Annotated in this window: 15 protein-coding genes and 1 pseudogene; 4 read left to right on the top strand and 12 right to left on the bottom strand. The window is 50.8% G+C overall.

Going from position 1 to position 24394, the window contains the following annotated elements:
* Window positions 1-24 precede the first annotated feature (24 nt).
* The 8 genes and pseudogenes from RIC19_RS11105 to RIC19_RS11070 form a co-directional block, all read right to left on the bottom strand.
* Window positions 25-366, bottom strand: a complete 342-nt coding sequence (locus RIC19_RS11105) for a hypothetical protein (RefSeq protein ID WP_350178388.1) — start codon at window positions 364-366, stop codon at window positions 25-27.
* A gap of 181 nt (window positions 367-547) precedes the next feature.
* Window positions 548-802, bottom strand: a pseudogene (locus RIC19_RS11100) (IS66 family transposase); the annotation flags it as partial.
* 1119 nt (window positions 803-1921) lie between these two features.
* Window positions 1922-3046, bottom strand: coding sequence for a 4-hydroxyphenylpyruvate dioxygenase (hppD, locus tag RIC19_RS11095; RefSeq protein ID WP_350178387.1), 1125 nt, complete (start codon window positions 3044-3046; stop codon window positions 1922-1924).
* A gap of 16 nt (window positions 3047-3062) precedes the next feature.
* Entirely contained in the window at window positions 3063-3458 is a 396-nt protein-coding gene (locus tag RIC19_RS11090; protein ID WP_350178386.1) for a GxxExxY protein, read from the bottom strand.
* Between the two features lie 816 nt (window positions 3459-4274).
* A complete protein-coding gene (locus RIC19_RS11085; RefSeq protein ID WP_350178385.1) occupies window positions 4275-5447 on the bottom strand; it encodes a homogentisate 1,2-dioxygenase in 1173 nt (390 codons plus the stop codon).
* Between the two features lie 81 nt (window positions 5448-5528).
* Entirely contained in the window at window positions 5529-6002 is a 474-nt protein-coding gene (locus RIC19_RS11080) for a MarR family winged helix-turn-helix transcriptional regulator (RefSeq protein WP_350178384.1), read from the bottom strand.
* 98 nt (window positions 6003-6100) lie between these two features.
* Window positions 6101-7501 carry a patatin-like phospholipase family protein gene (locus RIC19_RS11075; RefSeq protein ID WP_350178383.1) on the bottom strand — a complete coding sequence of 467 codons (1401 nt, stop codon included), beginning with the start codon at window positions 7499-7501 and terminating at the stop codon, window positions 6101-6103.
* Between the two features lie 11 nt (window positions 7502-7512).
* Complete coding sequence (locus RIC19_RS11070) at window positions 7513-9600, bottom strand: ArnT family glycosyltransferase (RefSeq protein ID WP_350178382.1); 2088 nt, start codon at window positions 9598-9600, stop codon at window positions 7513-7515.
* Between the two features lie 171 nt (window positions 9601-9771).
* On the opposite strand from RIC19_RS11070, the gene RIC19_RS11065 reads away from it, so the two are divergent.
* Together RIC19_RS11065 and RIC19_RS11060 are read left to right on the top strand one after the other, a co-directional pair.
* Window positions 9772-13281, top strand: coding sequence for a T9SS-dependent M36 family metallopeptidase (locus tag RIC19_RS11065; RefSeq protein ID WP_350178381.1), 3510 nt, complete (start codon window positions 9772-9774; stop codon window positions 13279-13281).
* 154 nt (window positions 13282-13435) lie between these two features.
* Complete coding sequence (locus RIC19_RS11060; protein ID WP_350178380.1) at window positions 13436-16597, top strand: ATP-dependent helicase; 3162 nt, start codon at window positions 13436-13438, stop codon at window positions 16595-16597.
* 88 nt (window positions 16598-16685) lie between these two features.
* Here the strand turns inward: RIC19_RS11060 and RIC19_RS11055 are convergent, their stop codons facing one another.
* Window positions 16686-17216, bottom strand: coding sequence for a hypothetical protein (locus RIC19_RS11055; RefSeq protein ID WP_350178379.1), 531 nt, complete (start codon window positions 17214-17216; stop codon window positions 16686-16688).
* Between the two features lie 159 nt (window positions 17217-17375).
* Between RIC19_RS11055 and RIC19_RS11050 the strand changes: the two genes are divergently transcribed.
* Both RIC19_RS11050 and RIC19_RS11045 read left to right on the top strand, forming a co-directional pair.
* Window positions 17376-18590 carry a BaiN/RdsA family NAD(P)/FAD-dependent oxidoreductase gene (locus RIC19_RS11050; protein WP_350178378.1) on the top strand — a complete coding sequence of 405 codons (1215 nt, stop codon included), beginning with the start codon at window positions 17376-17378 and terminating at the stop codon, window positions 18588-18590.
* Window positions 18591-18620: 30 nt separating this feature from the next.
* Window positions 18621-18863, top strand: a complete 243-nt coding sequence (locus RIC19_RS11045; protein ID WP_350178377.1) for a GlsB/YeaQ/YmgE family stress response membrane protein — start codon at window positions 18621-18623, stop codon at window positions 18861-18863.
* Window positions 18864-19446: 583 nt separating this feature from the next.
* On the opposite strand, the gene RIC19_RS11040 is transcribed toward RIC19_RS11045, so the two are convergent.
* From RIC19_RS11040 to RIC19_RS11030, 3 genes are all read right to left on the bottom strand, one after another.
* A complete protein-coding gene (locus RIC19_RS11040; protein ID WP_350178376.1) occupies window positions 19447-21510 on the bottom strand; it encodes a hypothetical protein in 2064 nt (687 codons plus the stop codon).
* Window positions 21511-21647: 137 nt separating this feature from the next.
* Entirely contained in the window at window positions 21648-22397 is a 750-nt protein-coding gene (locus RIC19_RS11035) for a LytR/AlgR family response regulator transcription factor (RefSeq protein WP_350178375.1), read from the bottom strand.
* Entirely contained in the window at window positions 22397-24364 is a 1968-nt protein-coding gene (locus tag RIC19_RS11030; protein ID WP_350178374.1) for a sensor histidine kinase, read from the bottom strand. The genes RIC19_RS11035 and RIC19_RS11030 overlap by 1 nt, the downstream gene beginning before the upstream one ends.
* Between the last annotated feature and the right edge of the window lie 30 nt (window positions 24365-24394).

Genomic DNA, 24394 nt, shown 5'->3' with positions numbered 1-24394 from the left:
GAATGAGTGAATGTCGGACAGGTACTACCTGAAGCGTGGGACTTCTACCAGGCGAGTAAGCTCTTCTTTAGTAAAGGTCAGATCGGCTCCGTGTAAGTACCACATCTCTTCGGTGTACTTATTCGGGCAACAGGCGTGCAGTTCAGCTAAATGCTGCAGGTAATTAGCGAATGCATCCTGAGCTATCTTTTTGGTCAGCCCGGAGAATTCTGCCTCAGCAGATGGTACCGGTGGTGCTACCCGATGCTTGAGTTCCAGAAGAAGGTCAGGGTTGTCAATGCACATTACCGGTTGGTTTCCGGCTTGTGGTTGAGCAGCAGCCGTAGTGGCCAGCAGGAGGGCTATGCCCCAGAATAGATTTTTCATTGCAGTGTGGTTTTCAGGTTGATTTGGGCCATGTAAAAAAGGTTACTCGCTCCGGGCACATTTTTTTATTTAGGGGCGGGTCCGAAAGAACTGATGGGTTTTTTAGAATTGAAGCATTGCTGTTGCTGAGCCTTTTAATGATCAGGTACTTATGTGTCCATTCAGGCTAAGACAGTGTAGCTTAGAGTTCTAAAAAAAACCACTTCAATGCCTTGAAGGAATTGACATTTTGTTTTCGAGCGGTGACGATAAAGCTGCGGGTTCTCGTGAAGAATTTTGCGCCATCGAAACTTCTGAAACAACCCGAGATTTTCTTATTGGCTTTCATCATTCGGATATCCCGTTCGGAGAGATTGTTGTCAAATGGCATTTTAAAACCGTAGAAGAACCTCAAAATATCGTCAGCGTAATCTTTAAAGTGTTCTATGAGGTTTCGAGGCTTTGTTTTTTGTCCATATTACCCCTCAGCAAGGGTAAATCTCGGTGAAACCAAGCTCATTCGCCTGCACTATTTTCCGAAGCGGGGGGGCTTTACCGAAGGAGCATCGGGTTTCCGCTTTTATCCCGGCTTTTTGGTTGCCGAGCTATCAGATAGGCGTATCTTTAAGGGGGGGAGTGGGCCCAAAAAACCGAAGGAATGCCTGGTCAAAGCAGGGGTATTGTCCCCCATGCTGCAGGTATAGCCCATGCTGCCAGTCGCCCATATACATTCATCGTTCTCGTTGTATGAAAAAAATCATCCACACCTTTTGTTGCCTCCTCCTCGTCCTGCCCCTCGCAGCACTACAGTCCACGCCAAACGCACATTTTCCATTTAGCCATAATCATAAAACACTGATTTTCAAAGATGAATTACCTCCAAACATACTCTTAACCGGATCAGAAGATCTTCTTTATCAAAGGGTTGGTGAGGTATAGGCATCAGCCCCGCATATTGGAACCATCTAATTTGTCTGACTATGTAGCCTGGGTAGTCAGTAAAAGGATTGGGATATGGCTGGACCGCTCGTCGCTTTTCAGGGGTTCGCAGGCCTCGATAGCCACTTTTTTGGGGCATCATGACGTTGCTGATGATGATGTCAGGGATGATCTCGAGTGCTTTTTGATACCTAATGCTCTGTTCTCAGCCGTATAGACTTTATAGATTTCGCTTATAATCGTGTGAATGCAGGTGATAATATTCTGGCCTCTTTGCTGTTGTCGGTTTGGCCTACCTGATAAAACCAGTCAAAAATACGGTCGAGGTCTGCTGCAGGGATGCCAATACGATTATCACAGTTACCTCTTCCGAATGGAAAAGGAGCCGATAGTTTTTTCTGTGTGGCAGCCGGGTAGAAAGACGCTGTGAGGTGCCGCAATAGGGAATGATACCCTATAATTCATCGTGTGGCAATGAGATAGTATCGGCTTGTAACAAGTCTGTTATTATGCGTTAGCGCTCCGGGGTAGATGTGTGTGGGGCGTTTGTTCACAGCTGTAGCGTAGTAAGCACCCGTACGGCAATTCCCGCCTTTGTAGTATGGGCGAAAAGCCGTACGGGGCATTTTAGGTTTTTTTACAATGTCCCTCTCAGTTCCTGCTCCCGCTCGATGGCTTCGAACAAGGCTTTAAAGTTGCCCTTGCCGAATGAACGGGCGCCTTCCCGCTGAATGATCTCGTAGAATACTGTTGGGCGGTCCTGTACAGGCTTGGTGAAGATTTGCAACAGGTAGCCTTCTTCGTCCCGGTCTATGAGTATATTCAGGCGCTTGAGTTCCTGCAGGCTTTCGTTGATTTTGCCTACCCGATCCAGTACCGTTTCGTAGTAAGTGTCCGGCACACGCAGGAAGTCTACGCCCCGGCGGCGTAGTTCGTCTACCGTATGGATGATATCGTCAGTAGCGATGGCGATGTGCTGTACGCCGGCACTTCGGTAATAATCCAGGTATTCTTCAATCTGAGACTTCTTCAGCCCCTGAGCGGGCTCATTGATAGGAAATTTGATGTAGCCATTGCCATTGGAGACCACCTTGCTCATCAGGGCGGTGTATTTGGTGGAGATATCCTTGTCATCAAAAGTAACGAGTAGTTTGAAGCCCATTACATCCTGGTAGAACTTTACCCACTCGTTCATCTGCCCGAGCTCGACGTTGCCTACACAGTGGTCGACATATTTAAGCCCAATCGGCTCAACTTCCATAGGGCTTTCCATCGCTATGAAACCCGGCAGAAAAGGGCCTTCATAGCTGCTGCGCTCCACGAAAGTGTGGATGGTCTCCCCATAAGTATGAATGGAGGCCGTAACGACGTGCCCGTTTTTATCCTCAATGCGCTGAGGCTCAGCGAAGGATTTAGCGCCGCGTTCTACCGCTATACGGTGTGCTTCTTCGGCATCATCCACCCACAGCGCCAGGACCTTTACGCCATCTCCGTGCTTGAGTACGTGTTTGGCCACCTCGTGGTCGGGCGTCATCGCAGCGGTAAGGACAAAGCGGATTTTATCCTGCTGCAGCACGTAGGAGGCGGTATCTTTCACGCCGGTCTCTGGTCCGCGGTAGGCAATCAGCTTGAAGCCGAAAGCCGTTTGGTAGTAATGGGCGGCCTGCTTGGCGTTGCCTACGTAAAACTCGATATAGTCCGTCCCATTGATGGGGAAGGTATCCTGAATCGTTTCAGTGGTTGATTTGGTTAGTGCATCCATGAATTACAGTTTTTTGTTAAAATACTTTTTTGTCGTTTGTCATAATCAGACGCCGGTGTTTGGGCTCCTCTCCAAAGTTCAGTAGTAACCCTACCTCTATGTCGGTGGCCCTCAGGTAGTTTAAGAGCTGAGCTTCGTGTTCGGGAGCTAAGGTTTTACAAGCTTTTAGCTCAACAATGACTTTATTTTCAACCAGCAAATCCGCATAATATTTACCGATTACCTGCTCTTCATAAAACACCTTGATGGGTTGCTGCTGAACAACGTGAAAAAACATATTATCAAGCTCAATCATCATGGCATTTTCATATACCTTTTCCAGAAAACCATAGCCCAGGGTATTGTAGACCTTGTAAAAGGCTTTGAGAATAGCTCCTGTCAGGGCGGAGTGGAGAAAGTTTTCATTGACCATTCCTTTTGTTTTTTGGGTGTTGAATTAGTTGGCAAAGTTATTTCCTGTAGATAGTACACTGATGACACTGATCCTGGCAATCCGGTACAGCCACACTAGCATGCCACCGCTCGCAATCCGTGAAAATCTGCGCAATCAGTCCAATCTGTGTTCCTACCCTCAACGTAACGCAATAGTACACTGATGACGCTGATCTGGCTGATGATACTGATCCTGCAATCCGGTGCCGCCACACTAGCATGACCCTGCTCGCAATCAGCGAAAATCCGCGCAATCAGTCTAATCCGTGTTCCTACCCTCAACGTAACGCAATAGTACACTGATGACGCTGATCTGACTGATGATACTGATCCTGGCAATCCGGTGCCGCCACACTAGCATGACCCTGCTCGCAATCAGCGAAAATCCGCGCAATCAGTCCAATCTGTGTTCCCCTCTCTCCACATACGGCAATAGTATACTGATGACGCTGATCTGACTGATGACGCTGATCCTGCAATCCGGTACCGCCACACTAGCATGCCACCGCTCGCAATCAGCGAAAATCCGCGCAATCAGTCCAATCTGTGTTCCCCTCTCTCATAGTACACTGATGACGCTGATCTGACTGATGATACTGATCCTGCAATCCGGTGCCGCCACACTAGCATGCCACCGCTCACAATCCGTGGAAATCCGCGCAATCAGTCTAATCTGTGTTCCCCTCTCTCCACGTACGGCAATAGTATACTGATGACGCTGATCTGGCTGATGATACTGATCCTGCAATCCGGTGCCGCCATACTAGCATGCCACCGCTTCCAATCAGTGTCCCACCTACTGGCTCTTCACCTCTTCCGGCAGCCAACTCTTATAATAATCCCGGTCCTCAATACCCACTGCATGCTCCGTCAACTGTAACGGCTTGAAGGTATCCACCATCACCGCCAACTCCTGCGTACCTTTTTTGCCGATGCTCTTCTCGACAGTGCCCGGGTGTGGACCGTGCGGAATACCACCGGGGTGTAGAGTAATCATCCCTTTTTCCACATGCTTGCGGCTCATGAAGTCACCATCTACATAGTAGAGCACCTCGTCACTGTCAATATTGCTGTGGTTGTAAGGCGCAGGGATAGCCAGCGGATGGTAGTCGTACAACCTCGGCACAAAGGAACAAATGACAAAATTGCGGGCAGCAAAGGTCTGATGCACGGGCGGCGGCTGATGCACCCGTCCTGTGATAGGCTCAAAGTTATGAATGCTAAAGGCATAAGGGTACACATAGCCGTCCCAGCCCACTAAGTCGAAAGGGTGGCTGAGGTAGGTGTAAGGGTAAATCTGATCCTGCTTTTTGATATAAAACAGAAATTCGCCCTGCTCGTCGTGGGTTTCCAGTAACTCAGGCTTTCGGATATCGCGCTCACAAAAAGGCGCATGCTCCATCAACTGGCCGTAGTCGTTGCGGTAGCGCTTAGGGGTCACAATAGGGCTCGAGGACTCCACTATTAGGAGGCGGTTGTCTTCCTGATCAAACTCAAACTGGTAAACAGTACCCCGGGGAACGACCACGTAGTCGCCGTATTCAAACTCCACGACGCCATACATCGTCTTCAGCCGGCCTGTACCTTTGTGGATGAAGATGCACTCGTCCGCATCCGCATTTTTGAAGAAATATTCCGTCATACTTTGACGGGGTGCTGCCAGGATGATCTTGCAATCGTCATTAACGAGCACTGGCTTGCGGCTTTTGAGGTAGTCGTCCTCGGGCGCTACTTCGAACCCCTTCAGGCTGCGGTGCTTGAGCTGCTTGTCCGACACCACTTTAGGGGCAACAGAGTAGGGCTCGCCCACCTGTACAATTTGGGTGGGAGCGTTGAGATGGTAAAGCAGGGAATGCAGATCGCTGAAGCCTTCGGTGGAAAATAGCTCCTCTTGGTAGAGCTCACCGTTGGGCTTACGGAACTGCGTATGCCGCTTGGGCGGTACTTGTCCTAAGCTGTGGTAATGCATGTTAATTCAGTTTTTTCAATGCATAAGGTGGAGCAGCTGGTAAAGCCAGGCTGCTCCTGTCCTTATGTGGGCAATGTGGTTCTATTTGGTATCCTCAGAGCTGAGGTTGTTGAATACGGTATTGAGCATGTCCATCAACTGATCAATTTGTTGATTTTCAAGGTTGCACCAGGCTTTGCGGCGCGCCCGGTGAATGATGGGCAGCACTTCGTCAATCTTCTGGTAGCCGCCGTCAGTCAGCTGAATGCGGAAGCGCCGCCGGTCGCTGGGGTCGGTCACCCGCTCCGTAAGCCCTTTCTGGCAAAGCAAGTCGATGATCCGGGTGATGGTGGGCGGGTCCTTAAAGGTCGCCCGGGCAATCTCCAGCTGGCTCAGCCCGTTTTGCTGGTTCAACGTCTGCAGGACCACCCATTGATCGATGGTGATCTCGGTGCCGGCCCCGGCCAGGGTTTGCTGGAAAAACTGCTTCATCCGCTTAGCGGTGCGCTCCAGCGTGAAGCCCGGCATATCGGGCCGTTCCGTGATGGATTCTGAGTGGGTTTGCGTACTGGACAAAGCTTCGGAATTAGTTTCTGTAAAAATAGTTGTTATACGAACTAATTCCAACTTTTATGCCCCTTTTCTGATAAGGCCGCACCGATATGGCCTGATGCTTACCGCAGTACGCTCTCAAGTTGGGGCTGCCGCAAGCGCACAATGAGCTGTCCGCCCAGTAACAACAACTCCTGCTCAGCGGGCTCGATGGTGTATTTTGTCCCGATATAAGTCAGCAATTCGTAGAGGGTTTGCTTATCCTGGTCCGATATCTCAGCGCCGGATTTCAAGAGCTGAATCAGCCGGGTCTGCTCAGCCTTGATTTTAATGACAGTGGGTGGCTCTGCGTCATTGTCTTCAAGCAGCACATTGAAGCCCAAAAAAACCGGCTCAATCCGAGCGGGCATACAAACATCCAGAATATCCCGGATCAGGGTAGCCCGGCGGGCATCGAGGCCACTGGAGGGCAAGCGGGCAGCAACACCAAGGGAAAACAGGGCGCCTTCCTTCTCTGAGAAGGTGTAGCGATTGCCAACAGCATCGGCATCAATGATGATTAATATTTTTTGCGGGGCAGCTTCTTGCTTGAGTACCTGCAGGGCCGTATAGTACCCGGTGTTGTCTGTCATCGCTCCATCAAAGAGGTGCAAAAAGGGGCGCTCGCTACTAAGGTTGCTGATGAGGGTAGTGTTCGAGATGAGCACCGGGAAGCTGCCGCTGGATTTGATGCCTACGGAGAGGGGCACGGTATAGGAAGCCAGGAATTCATGGACTTGTTTTTGCATGCGGTGGGTGTAGCCAACAACACCATAGGTTTCCAGCACATCAGGTGTGAAGGGGAGGATCTGCATGGTATTGACCGTAGAGCTATTGGTGATGTGCATGGGCAACTGTACGGGCAAATCTGAGCCCTGAGGGATGAACATATCCCCCAACTGTATACTTGGTGTTTCCGACCCCAGTTCTTTACGCCGGTTCTTGTAGCCCAGTACCTGATCGTCAATGGCGCGCTCCAGGGCGTCCCCATCGTCTACGTGCGTAAACCAAAGCCGGGGGTTGAAGTTGGCCCTCAACAAGGCACCGGCATAGGAATAAGCCAGGGCTTCCTGTATGCGTTCGTTTACATAGTCTTCAAAACTAAAAGGCTCATTCGGCCGGAAGCGGTTGTGGTCATAGAGGGTGGTAACGTAAGCCCCCCCTGCAAACCCGCCACCAGACACCGTGGAAAGATAATCGACTTCTTTAAGCAGGTTCTGGTAGCCTTGCCCTTCGAAGTCTTCCAGCCCAAGCATGATGCCAACACCAAGGTTAGCAGCCCGGGAGCCACCGCCGGAAATGGCAATCGCGACGGCTAGGTCTGGGTTTTGCCCAGGGCGTAACTGTACGCTCTTGTAGGTACTAAGGTCTACCGTAGGCGCCAGTTCTCCATCCTTGATAAATTGACTGCGGTCCGGGTACAGGGTTTTGCTGCAGCTGCTGAGCATAAGGCTGCCAAGAAGCAGCATGAGGGTAATTCGCATGAGGTTAACTTTTAGCGGGGTGAGCTTTTTTTCCAAATGACCTGAAAGTCATCGATAAAGATAGTATCCTGTGGGCGTTTCCAGAAATAGAAGGCAAGGGTGTCAGAAGGGAAAGAAGGGGGGATGCGAAAGCTTCCTTCATGGCGCTGCCAGCCTTTCCCGGTTGCTGAAGAAGGGTGGATTTGATGAGTGAAGTGGAACTGACCGGCATCGGGGGCTGAAAAAACGAGCCTGGTCGTGCCTCCATCCTGCCTGTCCTGTAAGCGGTATTCGAACTCGTCAAAGGGTGCTACCGGAAACACCCGGTGCGTAAGCCCGTACTCTTGCCCCGGAGCCATACCGTAGGCGAATGTACCGTTGTAACTGTTTGGATAAAGGCTTGTTTTTTCAGTGCTCCTCAACTGGACAAAGCCGGGCCCTTCCGGCCATCCGTCAGGCTCCATTTCGTAAACCATTGTATCACGGGCAGCCCATTCCGGTCTTTGCAGGAGGAATATGGTATCCTTTCCTGGTGGTAAAAGGCGCTGAAACGGATAAACCGCAACCGGGGTGTAATTGTGGTAAGGCCCAAAGCTAACTACGTAGGTATCCTCTCCGACAAACCACCAGCTTTGAGCATAGGGCAGTTTGGGCCGCAGGGGGCCTGTTCGGTACCAGCCGTTAAATTCAAAACCGCCATCAATTTTTTCAGCTGGAATACCTCTTTCCAAAGCCTCATTCAGCGCTGCCCACCGGGCCCGGTTCCAAGCAAAATAATCATGAGTACCGGCTGTAGAGAAGCCAAACAACAGCAATAACAATACTGTCGTTGTTGTCCTTTCCCAGGGATGGATATGGCTTTTAGGGCGAATAATCAGCAGGCCGCTCAAAAGTACAGGCAGCAGGTAGCGGTCAAAGTGTACATAATTAACCAGTAGGAACAAAACATAAGGCAGCAGGAAACCACAAAGCCCAAGGCGCAGGGCCTGCCCAGGATTTAATCCCGGCCATCCGTTGTTTCGAAACAGGATAAACTTCCGCATCAAATGGATTATCCGGGTGCTTCCATGGCTGATGAGGAGGAGCAGGCCGGAAACTCCCAGCAACCTCGCTGGAAAACCCAGCCAGGCAGGAAGAGAGGGCCAGTGGCCGTTATGATGGACGCCCTGCAGAGGGATCGTCCCCAATCCACGGTGGTGGAGCGTGTTGCCAAGCAGCCCTTCTTCCCACGATAGGGCGATAAGGGCTAAACCGATAGCACTCAGCAGGCCGGTGAGAGCCCATGCGCTTTTTTGACGGGGGCGGCAGCAGCTGAGCAGCAATACCGGGAGCAGCATAAAGCCTGCATACATCAGGTACAAGCCGCCATAATTCTGTATACTGGCTACCAAATGCTCCGGAGTAAGCATATGCCGTATGCTGCCAGGCTGACTGAAAGCACCGGGAAGACCGGAAGGCGTACTCTGTTGCCAGAGGATATAACCTTGCAGGCACAGGTATACAATGGCAGTGCTCAGGAATGCCAGTCCAAGTCTCCGCCAGCCGGGCCTGCCCACGAATCCGGCAATGCCCATTGCGAGGGGAAGGAGCAATGCGGGTTGGCGCAACAGGATGGCAAGGCTGCTGAAAAGAGTGGCCGCGCCCCACCATCGCCATTGGTCTTTCTCAAACGCCCGCAGATAGGCATATAGGCTCATGGCCATCAGGCTAAGGAAAGGGATGTCCGTCATAAAGGTGAGAGACAGCTCAAAAAAGACCGGGTTGAAAACCAGGGTGAGCAGTGCTACTAACTGCCACCAACCGGGCAACTCCAACCGGGCCATGGTTTTCTGAAAAGCAAGAATGCCCAGTGTGCCGAGGACGAGCGTGGATAAGCGCAGGCTGTAAAAAGAAAAACCAAAAACTTTGGCAAACAGCCCGCCCCATATCACCTGTGTGAATAACGTCATGGCTGGCCAGTCGCTGACCCAGTACTCGCCCGTATCCACCCAGTGCTTTACCGCTTCAGCGTAAGACCAATCGTCATCAAGCGGAAAATCACCAACGGGCCATACCATAAGTACAGCCAACAGCCAGAAGATAGCGAGCGCCCGCAGGGGCTTTTGAGAGAAATTAGGCATAGCCGTAAAGATACAGTATACTGATAGTTCGAGTAAAGAAAGAGAATGGTAAAATAAGCCTAAAGTGTCAGCCGCCTTTCAACAAAATTAGACTTGGATTGTCCTCCAACCGTATTCTCCGTAGTATCTTTTGGCATTTCCAACCTTTTACATTATTAACCTTGTGATTGTATGAAAAACATCTATTTGCCCATCTTCTTATGGGTTTGCCTAATGGGCACCGCTTTGACTGCCCAAGTGGCAGAGCCTGGCCAAATTACCGCTCGCTATCTTACACAAGCGCGCGAAAACTTAAAACTTGATCCGGCGGATGTAGCGGATTACAGTATTGCTAACACCGTAGTCAGCCGGCACAACAAAGTGACCCATGTGTACCTGCAACAACAACATGCAGGCATCCCGGTGCGCAACGCCATTATGAACCTCAATATCCTGGAGTCCGGTGAGGTCTTCAGTGTGGGCAATCGCTTTGTTTCTGGCCTGGCCAGGCAGGTGAATACCACACAGCCACAGATTGATATGGAGACCGCCGTGCGCAAGTTGATGGCATTTGCAAAAGTCAGTAATAGTGCGCCACTCTACATGGACCGGGAGCTGGGGCCCAATCATGCCGTTTTCAGCCCTACCGGACTTGCCCTGGAGCCCATTGAAGTACACCTGGCGTATCAGCCGGTGCGTGGAGCTGTGCGCCTGGCGTGGAATGTTACGTTTTATGAACTCAGCGGACAGCATTGGTGGGACGCCCGCATTGATGCGCTGACCGGCGATGTGCTGGATGCCTTCGATCAGGTGTTGCACTGCGAATTTGGCCCGCATGCCTCAGCCGACGCACACCTGGAGACGGGTTATACCGCACCAGTCCTGCCACAAAGCCCACTCCTGTCGCCTCTGCCGCCCTCTACTCCCGAAGATGGCAGTCAGTACCGGGTTTTCCCACTTACCGTGGAAAGCCCTAATCACGGCGACCGTATACTGAAGACCAGCCCGGGCGATTCTCTGGCCTCCCCTTTTGGCTGGCATGATGAAGATGGAGTGCCGGGGCCGGAGTACACCATTACCCGCGGTAACAACGTACATGCCTACCACGATATCTTCGACCTGAACAGCTCCATTGGTGATGAGCCGGATGGTGGGGATTCCCTCAACTTTGATTTCCCACTCGACTTGTCCACCAACCGGCCCTTCACCCAGATCGACCCACTGGTTACAAACCTGTTTTACTGGAACAACATCATGCACGATGTCTGGTACTATTATGGCTTTGACGAGGCAGCCGGCAATTTCCAAACAACGAATTACACTGGGTTTGGGCAAGCCGGTGATTATGTACGTGCAGAAGCTCTTGACGGCAGTGGCACCAATAATGCCAACTTCGCTACCCCTGCTGATGGCAACCGCCCCCGTATGCAGATGTACCTCTGGGGTGGTGCATTGCCCAACCTGAATACTGATGCACGACTGACCGTGACAGATACAGCCGGGAACGCTTCAGATTACACTTTCTTACAGGCTGGCTTTGGTGGTGCATTACCGTCTGCGAGCGAGCCACTAATAAGTGAAATAGTACTGGTGGAAGACGAAGCAGCTCCAACTACAGATGCCTGTGAAGACCTGGTCAATGGCAGTGCCCTGGCAGGTAAAATTGCTGTGATCGACCGGGGAAGTTGTGAGTTTGGCGTTAAAATCCTAAGTGCAGAGAATGCTGGTGCCATCGGCGCAATTATCTGCAATAACGTAGCCGGCGACCCTATCACCATGGGTGCGGGTGCTGTAGGCGATCAGGTCACAATACCCTCTGTAATGATTACTCAGGGCGACTGTGCAATTCTGAAAACACTACTGCCTGGCGCTACGGTCACCCTTTCTGCTCCTGAATTTCAGGTCCCCAACCCGGGCCCTTCCGGCCTGAGCAGCGACCTGGATAACGGCGTGATTGTGCACGAGTACACCCACGGTATTTCCATCCGCCTTACCGGTGGCGCGGGCAACAGCGGCTGTCTGGGCAATTTCGAACAGGCCGGCGAAGGCTGGAGCGACTGGTATGCACTGGCTATGACAACGACTTCCGAAAACACGGCAGACCAGGTACGGGGCATTGGCACCTACGTAGTCAATGAACCAACTAACGGCGGCGGTATCAGAACCTATCCCTATACTCGTAATATGGACGTCAATCCTCATACTTACGCTAATATCAATGGGGAATCTGTTCCGCACGGCGTAGGCTCGATATGGTGTGCCATGATTTGGGATATGTACTGGAACCTGGTCGATGAATACGGCTTTGATGACAACCTTTACACCGGCACCGGTGGCAACAATATGGCAATGCAACTGGTCACCGATGGGCTGAAACTACAGCCCTGTAGTCCGACCTTCCTTGAGGCACGTGATGCCATACTTGAGGCCGATATGCTCAACTACGATGGCGCCAACCAATGCCTGATCTGGGAAACCTTCGCCCGCCGGGGGCTGGGCGCGAGTGCCATAGCCGGGGGCGTGGAAGCCTTTGATGTACCGGATGCCTGTAACTTTACTTTCCGGGTGAACAAAACCGGGGTGACAGAGGCCGATGCTGGTGATGTCATCACTTATAACCTCGAAATTATCAACGGCCGTACCGTAGCCGTGGAGGACGGTATCGTTACGGACCTTTTGCCGGAAGGCACCACTTTCGTGGAAGGCAGCTCCAGTTGTCCGGCTACTGTGGAGGATGGCGTGCTGACCTTCGACCTCGGTGCAGTGGAAAGCGGTGCAACTATCAACTGCAGCTATCAGGTGGCACTGGATGACGACAAAGGCACCTATGCGGTCTTTGAAGATGGAGCGGAAGAAGGGCTGGATAACTGGACTCTGGAAGCACCGGTGGGTACGAATAACTGGCAGGTCACTACCGTAGATGCCAATACGGATAATTCGTCCTTTTTTGCAAGAAACCTGGCTTCTGCTACCGAACAGCGTATGACTATCGAAGTGCCAATGCCCAGCAACGGGCAGCAGCGCGGTATTTCCTTCTGGCACCGTTACGATACCGAAGATGGCTGGGACGGTGGTATCGTCGAAATCTCTCCAAATGGTATCTTCTGGCTCAATGCCAGTGGCTATATCCTCGAGAATAACTACAACGGGTCATTGAACCCCGCTGCTGATCATGCCCTGCCCGGGGAACAGGCCTTCACCGGTGATAGCGATGGCTGGATACAAACTACTCTTGACTTGGAAAACATCGACTGGAGCAATATCATTGTCCGTTTCCGCTTCGTCTCTGATGGAGAAATTGGTGGCAATGGCTGGTATGTTGACGATGTTCGCATTCTGGGCGAGTTGTACAGCATTACCAACGTAGCCTGTGCAGGCGAGGGCGAAGAAGCCCTCTGCGATGAAACCACAACAATCGTCAATATTGAAAATCCGGTAGCTACGCGCGAGCCGGAGCTGCAAGTAGCCATGAAGCTGTCACCCAACCCGACCAAGGGCAAAGTGGTGCTTGCGCTTGACGAGCCTTTGACCACAAGAGTTGACCTGGAAGTGCTGTCCGCCGATGGCCGTCAGCTTCGTTCCGAACAATTCGATAGCCTGGAGAACCACACCCTTGATTTCTCGGGGTACAGTGCCGGGGTTTACCTGGTCCGTTTGCGCACCAAAGACGGCGTAACTACCCGTAAGGTGATTGTGCAATAAATCCAGGCAAAGGGATAACTTTAGCAAAGTGTGGCTGCCCTGAATGTGTTTGGGGCAGCCACACTTGTTTTTGGATGGCTTGCGGGGTGATCCATTTTGCAACCCAGAGAATGCTCAAAAAGCCTTACCTTTCTCCAAACCACTGGATAGACACATGGCAGGTACCCAACAGCAGCGGGAAAAATATAACGAAGCATTTCAACAAATCCTGGAGCAGCTGAATCCTCAGCAGCGACAGGCGGTAGACCAAATCGAAGGGCCGGTGATGGTCATTGCCGGCCCGGGGACGGGCAAAACCCATATTCTTTCTTCCCGTATTGGCCGTATTCTGCTGGAAACGGACGCACAGGCGCATAACATCCTTTGCCTTACCTTTACTGATGCAGGGGTGAATGCCATGCGGGAGCGCCTGTTGCAGTTCATCGGGCCGGAAGCCCACCGCATTCCCATTTACACCTTCCACTCCTTTTGCAATAGCATCATTCAGGACAATCTGGAGCGTTTTGGCCGGCAGGAGCTTGAGCCGCTCAGTGACTTGGAACGCGTGGAGCTGGTGCGTAAAGTGCTGGATACCCTTCCGCCTGATCACCGCCTGCGGCGGGGGCGCAGCGATGCCTACGCTTACGAAACGCAGTTACAAAACCTTTTTCAGCAGATGAAAGCCGAGCGTTGGACCGTAACGCTCATGGAAGAGGCCATCGATGCCTACCTGGAAGACCTGCCCAACCGGGAGGAATACATCTACAAAGTCAGCCGAAAGGGGCAATACCAAAAAGGAGACCTCAAAACCAGTCAGATCGAAGAAGAAGTGGAGCGTATGGAACGCCTGCGGGCGGCAGCACAACTGTACCCGGGCTATCAGAAAGCCATGCAGCGCGCCAACCGCTACGATTACGACGATATGATCCTCTGGGTGCTCGACGCCTTTGAGCGTTTCCCCAACCTCCTGCGGTCGTATCAGGAGCGCTTCCTCTACATTTTGGTAGACGAATACCAGGATACCAACGGGGCACAAAATGAGGTCATCCGTAAGCTGGTGGCCTATTGGGAAATGCCCAACCTGTTCATTGTAGGGGATGACGATCAGTCCATTTATGAATTTCAGGGCGCCCGGTTGAAGAACCTTACGGATATCTATGAAGCTTACCGCAATGGCATTGAACTGGTGGTACTCGAAAACAACTACCGTTCTGCACAGCCTATTCTGGATGCCGCCCGGGAAGTGATCGGGCACAATGACATCCGCATCGTCAACCGCCTGCAGGAGTTGGGCATTCAAAAGGTGTTGAAAGCGAGCCACCCGGCAGTACAAGACCTGCCGGCAGTGCCCGAGGTCAGCGTCTTTCCCAATCCTATGCAGGAAGAAGTCTGGCTGGCTGGCGAGCTGCAACGCCTGCGCGGGGAAGGGGTGGCGCTCAATGAAGTAGCCATTATCTATGCGAAGCACAAGCAGGTGGAAAGCCTGATGGAGTTGCTGGAAAAGCAGCACATCCCGTACCAAACCCGCCGCCGGGTGAATGTGCTGAACCTGCCCCTGATCCGCAATCTGCGGCAGATGCTGGAGTACTTTGCCGCCGAATTTCACCGCCCGACGAGCGGAGAATACCTGTTGTTCCCGATCATGCACTTTGTCTTTATTGGGTTGCACCCCGATGATCTCTCGGCGATTAGTCAGCATCTGGGCAGGCAATCGGGAACCGGCCGGACCTCCTGGCGGGATTTCCTGGCAAACGAAGCGAACTGGCAGCCCCTGCACCTAAAGGATGAGGCAGCCCTGCAGCGCTTTATGGCGTTTCATCATCACATGATCCGTCACTACAACAGCCTGAGTGCCCCCGCCTTTGTCGAGCAGATGATCAACCGCAGTGGATTGCTGGGGTACGCATTGGAGCAAAATAATAAAGCCTGGCTGCTGCAGGTGCTCCGGTCTTTTCTGGACTTTGTACACCGGGAGGCCGCCCGCAACCCCCGCCTGACTATTGGGGGGCTCCTCGACTTGCTGCGCAGTATGGATGCCAACCGCCTGCCGGTAGGGGCGAGCGAGGCGGTCTACGCGCAGGAGGGCGTACAGTTGCTGACGGCTCACAGCGCAAAGGGCCTGGAATTCCGGCAAGTCTTTCTGCTGGATGTCACGCAGAAGCCCTGGGAGCCCGGTTCGAGAGGCAGCAGCTTCCGCTTCAAATTGCCCGATACGCTGACCTATTCCGGCGAAGAAGACCCGCTTGAAGCCCGGCGCAGGCTCTTCTACGTGGCTATTACCCGCGCACAAGAGCGTTTGCACTTGTCCTATGCGGTCAATGATATGGAGGGCAAAGCGACACCGCGTGCGCAGTTTGTAGACGAGCTGCTGGCGCAGGGGCTTGCAGAGGTGGAGGAACGAAGTTTGCCCCAAGCCCTCTTGTTAGAAGCAGAAGCCCTGCGCCTGACGGAGCAACAGGCGCCTCGTATCCCTGCCCCGGATCATGCTACCGTAGCTGCCCTGCTGGAAGGGTTTCAGCTTAGTGTTTCAGCGCTTAACCGGTACCTGAAGTGCCCACTTGGATTTTACTACGAAAATGTACTCCGAGCACCGGTCCTGATGCGAGAGGCTGCTCACTACGGTACTGCTATGCACTATGCCCTGGAGCGTTACTTCGAGCGTATGCGCGCTCACAAAGAACTTGAATTTCCGGCAGCGGACGTTCTGCTGGAAGGCTTTGAGCAGGAGATGGAGCGCCGCCGTGGCTTTTTTGCCCGCCGGGAGTTTGAGCGCCGCTTGGAGGTCGGACGGTACAATTTGCAAAAGTACTACGAAGCCCACCGCAGCAGTTGGAAAACAGAAGTGCTGATGGAGTACCGCCCCCGCAATGTGGAGATTGATGGCGTGCCGGTCACAGGGAGTATTGATCAGCTGATTCAACTGAGCAGAGAGCAGGCAAGGGTCGTCGACTTCAAAACTGGCAGCCAGCAAAAGAGCAAACTCAGCCGGCCGACTAAGAAAAACCCGATTGGCGGGAACTACTGGCGGCAGTTGGTCTTCTACAAATTGCTGTATGAAAACTACCCCGGCAATACCCGCACGGTAGTTTCCGGAGCTATTTCCTACCTCGAGCCCGACAAATCAGGAGAGATGCCGGTATCCGAAATCAGCTACCGGCCTCAGGATACTGACACGGTCCGCAAGTTGGTCCGGGAAGTCTACGCTGCGATTCAGGCACACAACTTCTACACTGGGTGCGGGGAAGCAGATTGCCCCTGGTGCAACTTTGCCCGCGAACACATCATACCGGATACCTTTGCACAAGCGGATATCGAGGCGCTGGACGATGAGGGGTGATTTGGAATGAGTTTGGAAGTGTTTTTGTACAACGTAAAGGGTGCTCCGGGCAAACGCTTACTCCAAACCTGTACTCTGGCTCCCAGAACTAACTATACTGCGCAATGAGCGCTCTGACCTCCTGCTCCTGATTTTCAAAATACCGGCTGATAGCCTCCTTGGTGGGGTCGATGATGTAGCGTGTTTGATCTCCTTTCAAGCGGAAAGCCACTTTTCGTTCGACGTATACGACGATCCCGGATTCTTTGTCGACTGAGCGGATTTGCCCCGCTTTTTCCATTTCTTTATAGCCTTTAGAGTTGAGGCGGTTGATAATGCGGCGGTTTTTTTCGTGCACCTCCACCTGATAAACGATAAGCTCTGCCGTGCTACCAATGGGCTGGCTTTCAATCACCCGTACTTGCCCGTATATGGCACGGGCGGAGCCGTTGTTAGCCAGTGGGTAGGTGGTAAGGGCATTTTCTGAAACCAGCTTTTCGTTGACCTCTTCCAGGTTGCCGTCAGAAATGCCTGAATAGATACGTTGAAGTTCAGATTGTACCTTGCCGCTATCGGTACTATTGCAATTGTGCAGTAGTAGGGCGGTCAACAGAAAGAAAAAGTACTTAGTGTATTGCATCGGAAAAATGGATTAACAATGGGCAGCCTGCTTGTGCAAGCTTACTCAATAGACAAGTAAAAACGTAATTGGGTTGGCTTTAGTGTAGAGCAGCGGCAAAAGTAGCATTATCTTAGCAAATGCCTACCTTTGCGCTGACTGAGTTCATAAAACAATTTGATGAAAGTAGCCGTTATTGGCGGTGGTGCCGCTGGTTTTTTCGCAGCCATTGAGGCTAAGCGCAATCATCCGGAAGCTGCCGTAGTTATTTTTGAGAAGTCCCGAAAACTGCTGTCCAAGGTGAAGGTCTCGGGCGGCGGGCGCTGTAATGTTACCAATGGTTGCACCTCTATTGCCGAGCTATCGAGGGCGTACCCCCGGGGCAGCAGGCAGCTGAAGAAAGCCTTCCGCACCTTCAATACGGTGCACACGATGGACTGGTTCGAAAGCCGGGGCGTTGCCCTGATGACGCAGCCGGATAATTGCGTGTTTCCGGTCTCTCAGGACTCCCAGAGTATTATCGATTGCTTTCTGAAAGAAGCCCGGCAGCTGGGAGTACAGATTGAAATGGGGGTGGGGATTTCTAATCTGGAACCGGTGGGGGAGGGGTTGAAACTACATTTCCTTAAAGCGGCTCACCCGCCCATTTTTTTCGATAAAGTTATTGTTGCCACCGGCGGTTCCCCAAAACGCAAAGGGCTGGAGTGGCTGGAAACTCTGGGGCATCAGATTGAAGACCCGGTCCCTTCCCTTTTTACTTTCAATATGCCAGAGGAGCCCGTAACGGAGCTCATGGGCGTGGTGGTGGAACCGGTGCAAGCCAGCATTCAGGGCACCAAACTCAAATCTGACGGACCGCTGCTCATCACCCACTGGGGTATGAGCGGGCCGGCTATCCTCAAACTGTCTGCTTTTGGTGCGCGGGTGCTGAGTGAGCTGGGATACGCCTTCAACGTACAAGTGAACTGGGCTAATGAGCAGAATGCAGAGCTTGTAGCAGACCACCTTCGCCGCATCGCCGGGGAGCACTCCAGAAAAGACCTGAATAACGAGCGCCCCTACGCGCTGCCTAAGCGCCTGTGGGCTTACCTGCTGGCGAAAGCCGATCTCCGGGAAGATAAAAAATGGGGCGACCTGGGCAAAAAGGGGTTACATAAACTCACCCATTTACTGACCAATGATGTGTATCAGGTACAGGGCAAAACGACCTTCAAGGAAGAATTCGTAACCTGCGGTGGCGTGAGCCTGCAAAGTGTAGATTTTAAGACAATGCAGAGTAAAGCGTTTAAAAATCTGTACTTTGCAGGAGAAGTCCTCGATATTGACGGTATCACAGGCGGCTATAATTTTCAGGCGGCCTGGACGACTGCGTATATTGCAGGGCAACTTAACTAAGATTCTATTACCAAACGAAAAATTGAAATTATGGACTTACTCTACACTTTAATCGTAGGCGCCGTCGCAGGATGGCTGGCAGGAAACATTATGAAAGGAGCTGGCTTTGGTCTGCTGATCAATATCGTTTTGGGTATTGTTGGGGCTTACGTCGGTAGCTGGCTGTTCGGTCAACTGGATATTAATATCGGTACTGGTATTTTTAACACCATCATCACAGCCACCGCCGGTTCTGTAGTGGTACTGTTTATTGCAGGACTGTTTAAGAAGTAGGTATGTGGCTGCTATAAGCGGGCGAAGCCGCCTGCATTATAAGCTTACAATACATTCTGATAGCATATACAGGCCTGGCTCCTTTCGAAAGGAGCCGGGCCTGTTGTGCTAAGAGCGTGTTGGGACTTTAGTAATCGGTCTGCAAACTACACTTTTTTGCTTATACTTCGTCCCGAAAATCCTCATTTAGCTAAGGATAAACTCCGGTTTTCGTGCCTCGTCTAATCAAAAAAGTGTTAGTTTTCGACTAGAAGACAAAAGTCCCAACACGCTCTAAGTGCAGCGGAGTTTGGTGTGGCTAATCCGGAATAGTGTATCGTGTTTCAGGCTTTGAAGTTTTGGGTTTGCTGAACTCTTACGTTCAATGACTTCCGGAATACGCTCTAATGCTTTGTCAAGCATGAAACAACGGGTAATCTGTGGCATCTTTTTGCCCAGTTCTACGTAGGAGGACCGCTCATGGGGCCTACGAGGGAAAGGGATTAAAAAAACGCCTTTCTGGAGTTGCTCGCGAACCGCCGCCGCCGTTATTAAGCGGGTCAGGCTTTGATCTGAACATAAACCTGCCAATTGCGCAGGAGGGCTAGTGCGCTTCAGAAATTGTGTATATCGAAAATGGTGACGTAGTATTAGCGTCGCTATACAGAACCTCTTGGCGATTCAGCTCCAGGCAAATAGCTACTTTACGGCTCGTATCGTACAGATGAATGGCACTGTCTTCTTTTTTAATTTCCTCGTAGGTGAACTTGGTTTCCCCCTCCGTATCCGTTTCTATCCAACTGCTGGTACCATCTTTCAGGTCCAGGAAGTAGCCCACCAAAGTTCCGTTATTATCTACGCATGTTACCACCGTCACCCCGGTATTAGAGGAGTCATCGTGGTCCGCCTCTCCCTGATGCTTATCTTCTGTTGCTGCCTCTACCCGACTGTCGTCGCCGGTATTGGTAGGAGCAGATATATCCGAGATAGTGTAAAAGAAACCTTGATTTCCTCCGGTAACACCAATGTTCGGACCTTTTTTAAAGTTGGATTGATCTTGCTGCACCGGCACTGCGAACCGTCCGTCTGCCATCCTTCCGTAAGCCCAAACGTTAAGCGCTTTTTGCTGAAAAGCAGCTTCCACCTCTGAGCTGGATGCCATTTCCCAGCCATTCTGCTTAGCCATGGCCTGCGCCTCCGCCAGGGACAAGCTATTTTGAGAATGGAACAGCACTTCTTTGACAGCTGCCGCATCACTTGCATTGGAATTATTACTTGTTGTTTTCCCACCACTTTGCGCAACTGACGCTACATGGGGGCAATCGGGGTCACCGGCCAGATAGTTGGTTTGAATCGAAAAGTCATAGAAGTCTTCTATTATCAGCGTGCTTTCGACTACTTCTTCTTTAGGCTTTCCGTCAAATAGGACAGGTACCAACTTACCAGCGGCCGTAATGGAGTCTATTTTGACGAATGTTTTAGTAACCCGATAGTACTTGGTTTGGGGGATACCTAATATTTCGATTACGATCGTACAATTATGAGGCTTAGGGACAGCTGCGCTCGCTTTAACAGCGGTGGTAATCGTTTCTTCGGTGGCTTTCCCGGTGGTTATCGTATTTTGGACCATGGCTTCAATCTCTACCGTCCACGTGACATCAGTAATCAGGTAATTTGCTGCAGTTTCAAAAGAGTTGGTCACGCTCAGGCCAAGCGTCGTACTGTTACTTACGGTTTCCGTCACACTCGCGGTATACGATACGTTGGATTCTGCTGTGATTAGACCGTCCGTTGTTCCCTCAGTCACGGTTTTACTACCTAACGACCTTCTTCTACTTTCACTTTGGCCGTCATTCCTCGCTTCCACCTCTTCGATCAGAACTTCCTTCAGACCCCATTTGGTTTCCATCACTCTAACCGAGCTGATGTTCTCGCCAAACCCATAGTCTTTCAGGTTCCACAGGGTGCCTCTACCTTCGTGCTTGTCATAAAACACGGTTCCCCGATCGAAGTTATTCGCCCCACTAAAATTCACGCCACCCCAAACGTAGACGCGGACATCACCTTTTACAAAAAGGTAGTTATAAGAATCCGCAGCACTTAGCTCCTGGGCTGAAGAGTACTCCCCATACCTTAAGCCTTCGTAAGATTGATAAGCAGACTCTTTATTATCTTTAGAACCGTAGAAGTAGGCGCAGTTCTCCAGTCCCTTGTCTGGATTGTAATTAGGCATCGGAATGATTTTTATAGAGGATGCCATGTCCTTAGCGTGCCACAGGTTGACGTAAAGCCCTTCGGTAAATACGTATTTCTTACCTTGATATCCTTTTGACTGATAGAGCTCTACGTAATAGCCTTTGGGGACGTACATCCCGTGCGCTTTATCTCCTATAGCAGGCTTCAGGTTATTAAGGTTAGGAATCTCTTTCTTAGCACCAGGCGCTACTTTGATATAGGCCACCGGATAATCATTGCGGCCATACCAGTCCCACAGGATAACGGTGTTCGCGTGCTTATTATCTAAGCCTTTCTTGGCGGCAGGCCAGATATCGTCGAAAGCATAAGCCTCTTGAGCCGTGAGACTCAGGCTAGCCAGGAAAAATAGCGGGAGCAGCACAAGGCGTTGAGCCAGACCGGAATAAGGGAGGTGCTTAATATTCGTTTGCATAGTACCTATATTTTGTAGTTTATAATTAATGAATACTACAAAACTAGGGCTGCTGAGGGTAGTCTCCCGGATTAGTCTCTAAACGGCGGGCTACACTTTCTAAACGGTAAATTTTAGCATTTAAGCGGGGGGGATGGCTAAAAAAGCCGCAGTCGCCTCAGTAATTCCGCCTTAAAACGACGACTGACAGGAATATGCTTGTTGCCGCCCAGGGTGAGCGTTTCCTGATTGTCGTCTAGTGTTTCGATTTTGGTGAGGTTGACTACATACGAACGGTGAGTACGCATAAAAGCATTATCTGGCAGGCTCGCTTCAAGGGTCTTTAGCGGTACTGTGAGAATGTACTCCTTGTCTGGCGTCGTGATGAGGCAATAGCTACCGTCGGCCTTGACAAATAAGATATCTTCAATAACTACTTTGACCATCTGGTCTTTGTAGCGTACAAAAATACGGTCGCTTAGGATATAAGAGAAGTCGGTGTTTTTTTCTGTTGGTTTTTGACTTTTGTCTTTGTTGAGTCGGCTCACTACTAATTCTAACGCTCTTTGCAAATCCAGTTTTTTATACGGCTTAGTCAGGAAGGCATAAGGCAGGGTGCCTTTAGCTCGGTTAAAGGTAGCCTCATCCGCATTAGCAGTAAGGAATATGATAGGGATGCTTGCCTCTTCATTCAGGAGATGTGCCAGTTCCACTCCATCCATTTTTCCTTTGAGGTTAATATCCAAAAGTACCACATCAGGAGGCGTTTGTTGGCAGTGCACAAGCGCCTGTTCCGCTCTGCCGACCATGCCCGTCACTTCGTAGCCCAGTTCATCGAGCTCTACCGATATCCTGGCCGCAATCACCATTTCGTCTTCGACGATTAACACTTTAATCGGACTTTCCATTAATTCAAATTTGCTTTTTCCAGGCAGAAAGACCACTGCGTACCATGCTTAAAGTCAGTTTTTAGCGTTCCCTGCAATTGGGCGGTTAACAGTTTAATCAACTGCGTTCCAAACCCCGTTCCTTTCGCTTTGACGTCTGTTGGGATACCGATACCGTTATCAGCAACCAATAAATGCAACTGCTGATTATCCATTTCTTTCAAGCTCAAAGTTACGGTACCTTTTCCTTCTCCGGGGAAGGCATACTTCAGGGTATTCGTTAGTAACTCATTTACAATCAAGCCAATTGGGATAGCGGTGTCCACGTCCAGTTCTACGGGGGGCATATCGTAAACAACTTCGACCTGCTCATTGGCCCCAAAAGCATCTAAAGTGTTTTCACCAAGGTTTTTAAAGTAGTCCAACATCTCAATGGTAGCCAGATTCTTGCCCTGATACAGTTTCTGGTGGATGATCCCCATCGACTGAACCCTGCTTTGACTGGCCAGCATCACGTCTTTAGCAGCGGCATCATTGGTCTTGACCGATTGAAGTTTCAAAAGGCTGGAAACCATTTCGAGGTTGTTCTTTACCCGGTGGTGGACTTCTTTCAGCAGGAGCTCGTTTTCCTGATTCTTTATATTGAGTGCCGTATTTGTTTGCTGATTCTTCCTGAAATAATAGAACAAGGTCAGTAGCAGTACCGCCATTACACTAGTTCCAGCAATCGTCAGCTTTTGGACATATGCTTTTTGCGCCAAATCCGCTTCCTGAGAAGCAAGGAGCTGATCTTTTTTTTCTGTTTCATATTTAGCAAACGTTTCTTCTTCCAGGGTAGCTACTTTTTCTGCGTAGACTTTATCTTTCAGGGCGATTACTTCATCCTGGTATGCTAATGCCTTTTCATAATCACCTAATGCTTTATAGCATATTGCCATTTCCTGATAGTAGCCGGTCGTGGCTTCACTCTGTTGCTCTAAGTCTTTAGTTAATTGAGTAGCGGCGAGTAAATGCTCCAGGGCTTCTTCGTATCTTCCTAAATACCGACAGGCAATACCCATTTCGCCCCGCCAACCGGCTGATATATACTCGCCATAGTCCGCTACGCTCATTTCCCAGGTTTTGGTATAGTCTTCCAGCGCACGTTCATAATCCTGCCTGGCAATAGATATATTCCCACGAAAAGAGTAAGCCCTGCCCGCTATATCTCTTCCCGAAAAACCGCGTTCCATCGCATCAGCGGGGACCTTGGTTTCGCACAATTTAATACACTCGGTTGCTGCTTGGTAGGCCTTGTCGTACTGCTCAAGTAGCGTATAACTACGTATGTGTCTCAAATAAGTCATTGCCATGGCGATATAATCATCTGCCTTTTTGAATAAAGCCATAGCTTGGTCTGCATACTGAATGGATCGTTCAGGTTCTTGCATACCAAGAGAAAAAAGAGAAAGACTTTGATAAGCCCTCGCTATTCCCGCTTCGTCTCCTAATGTTTCGTAAATAGCTAGTGCGCGGAACAAAGCCTCTTCTCCCTTTTTAAATTCACTCATGCCTAAATAATCCATCGATAGGGTATTATTCAACTGAGCTACTTTTTGCAGATTATCGATTTTCGCATAGTATTCAATTGCCTTTAGGCCATGATAGATAATGGAGTCAAACGTAAACGCTTTCGTGGCGTCATGGAAGTTTCTAAGCAGCTCGTGTGCCTTTGCTATTGTCGCATCGTCTTTAGTAAAGTAGGCTCTGTTGATCGCTTGTACGCCTATCGCATGGGCCCTGAGATTGTAAGCTTTGTTGTCCTGGTAATCGTAATTTTCAATCCAGACAAAGGAAGAATCCAGCGGTAAATCCTGAAACGAGGCTTCAGTGGGCATTTTCACTAATCCCACCTGCGCAAAAAGCGGAACGAGCAATAACTGAAAAAACAGGCTAGAGACAATCCGGAAGGTTTTGTTTTTCCGCATAGGTTGAACTCGTTTGGGCATGAGTGAGTTGTTTTTGAAGGCAATAGGGTT

Origin of the sequence: Phaeodactylibacter sp., from assembly GCF_040219495.1 — a bacterium.
Taxonomy (GTDB): Bacteria; Bacteroidota; Bacteroidia; order Chitinophagales; family Saprospiraceae; genus Phaeodactylibacter.
This window is presented reverse-complemented; position numbering and strand designations above follow the sequence as displayed.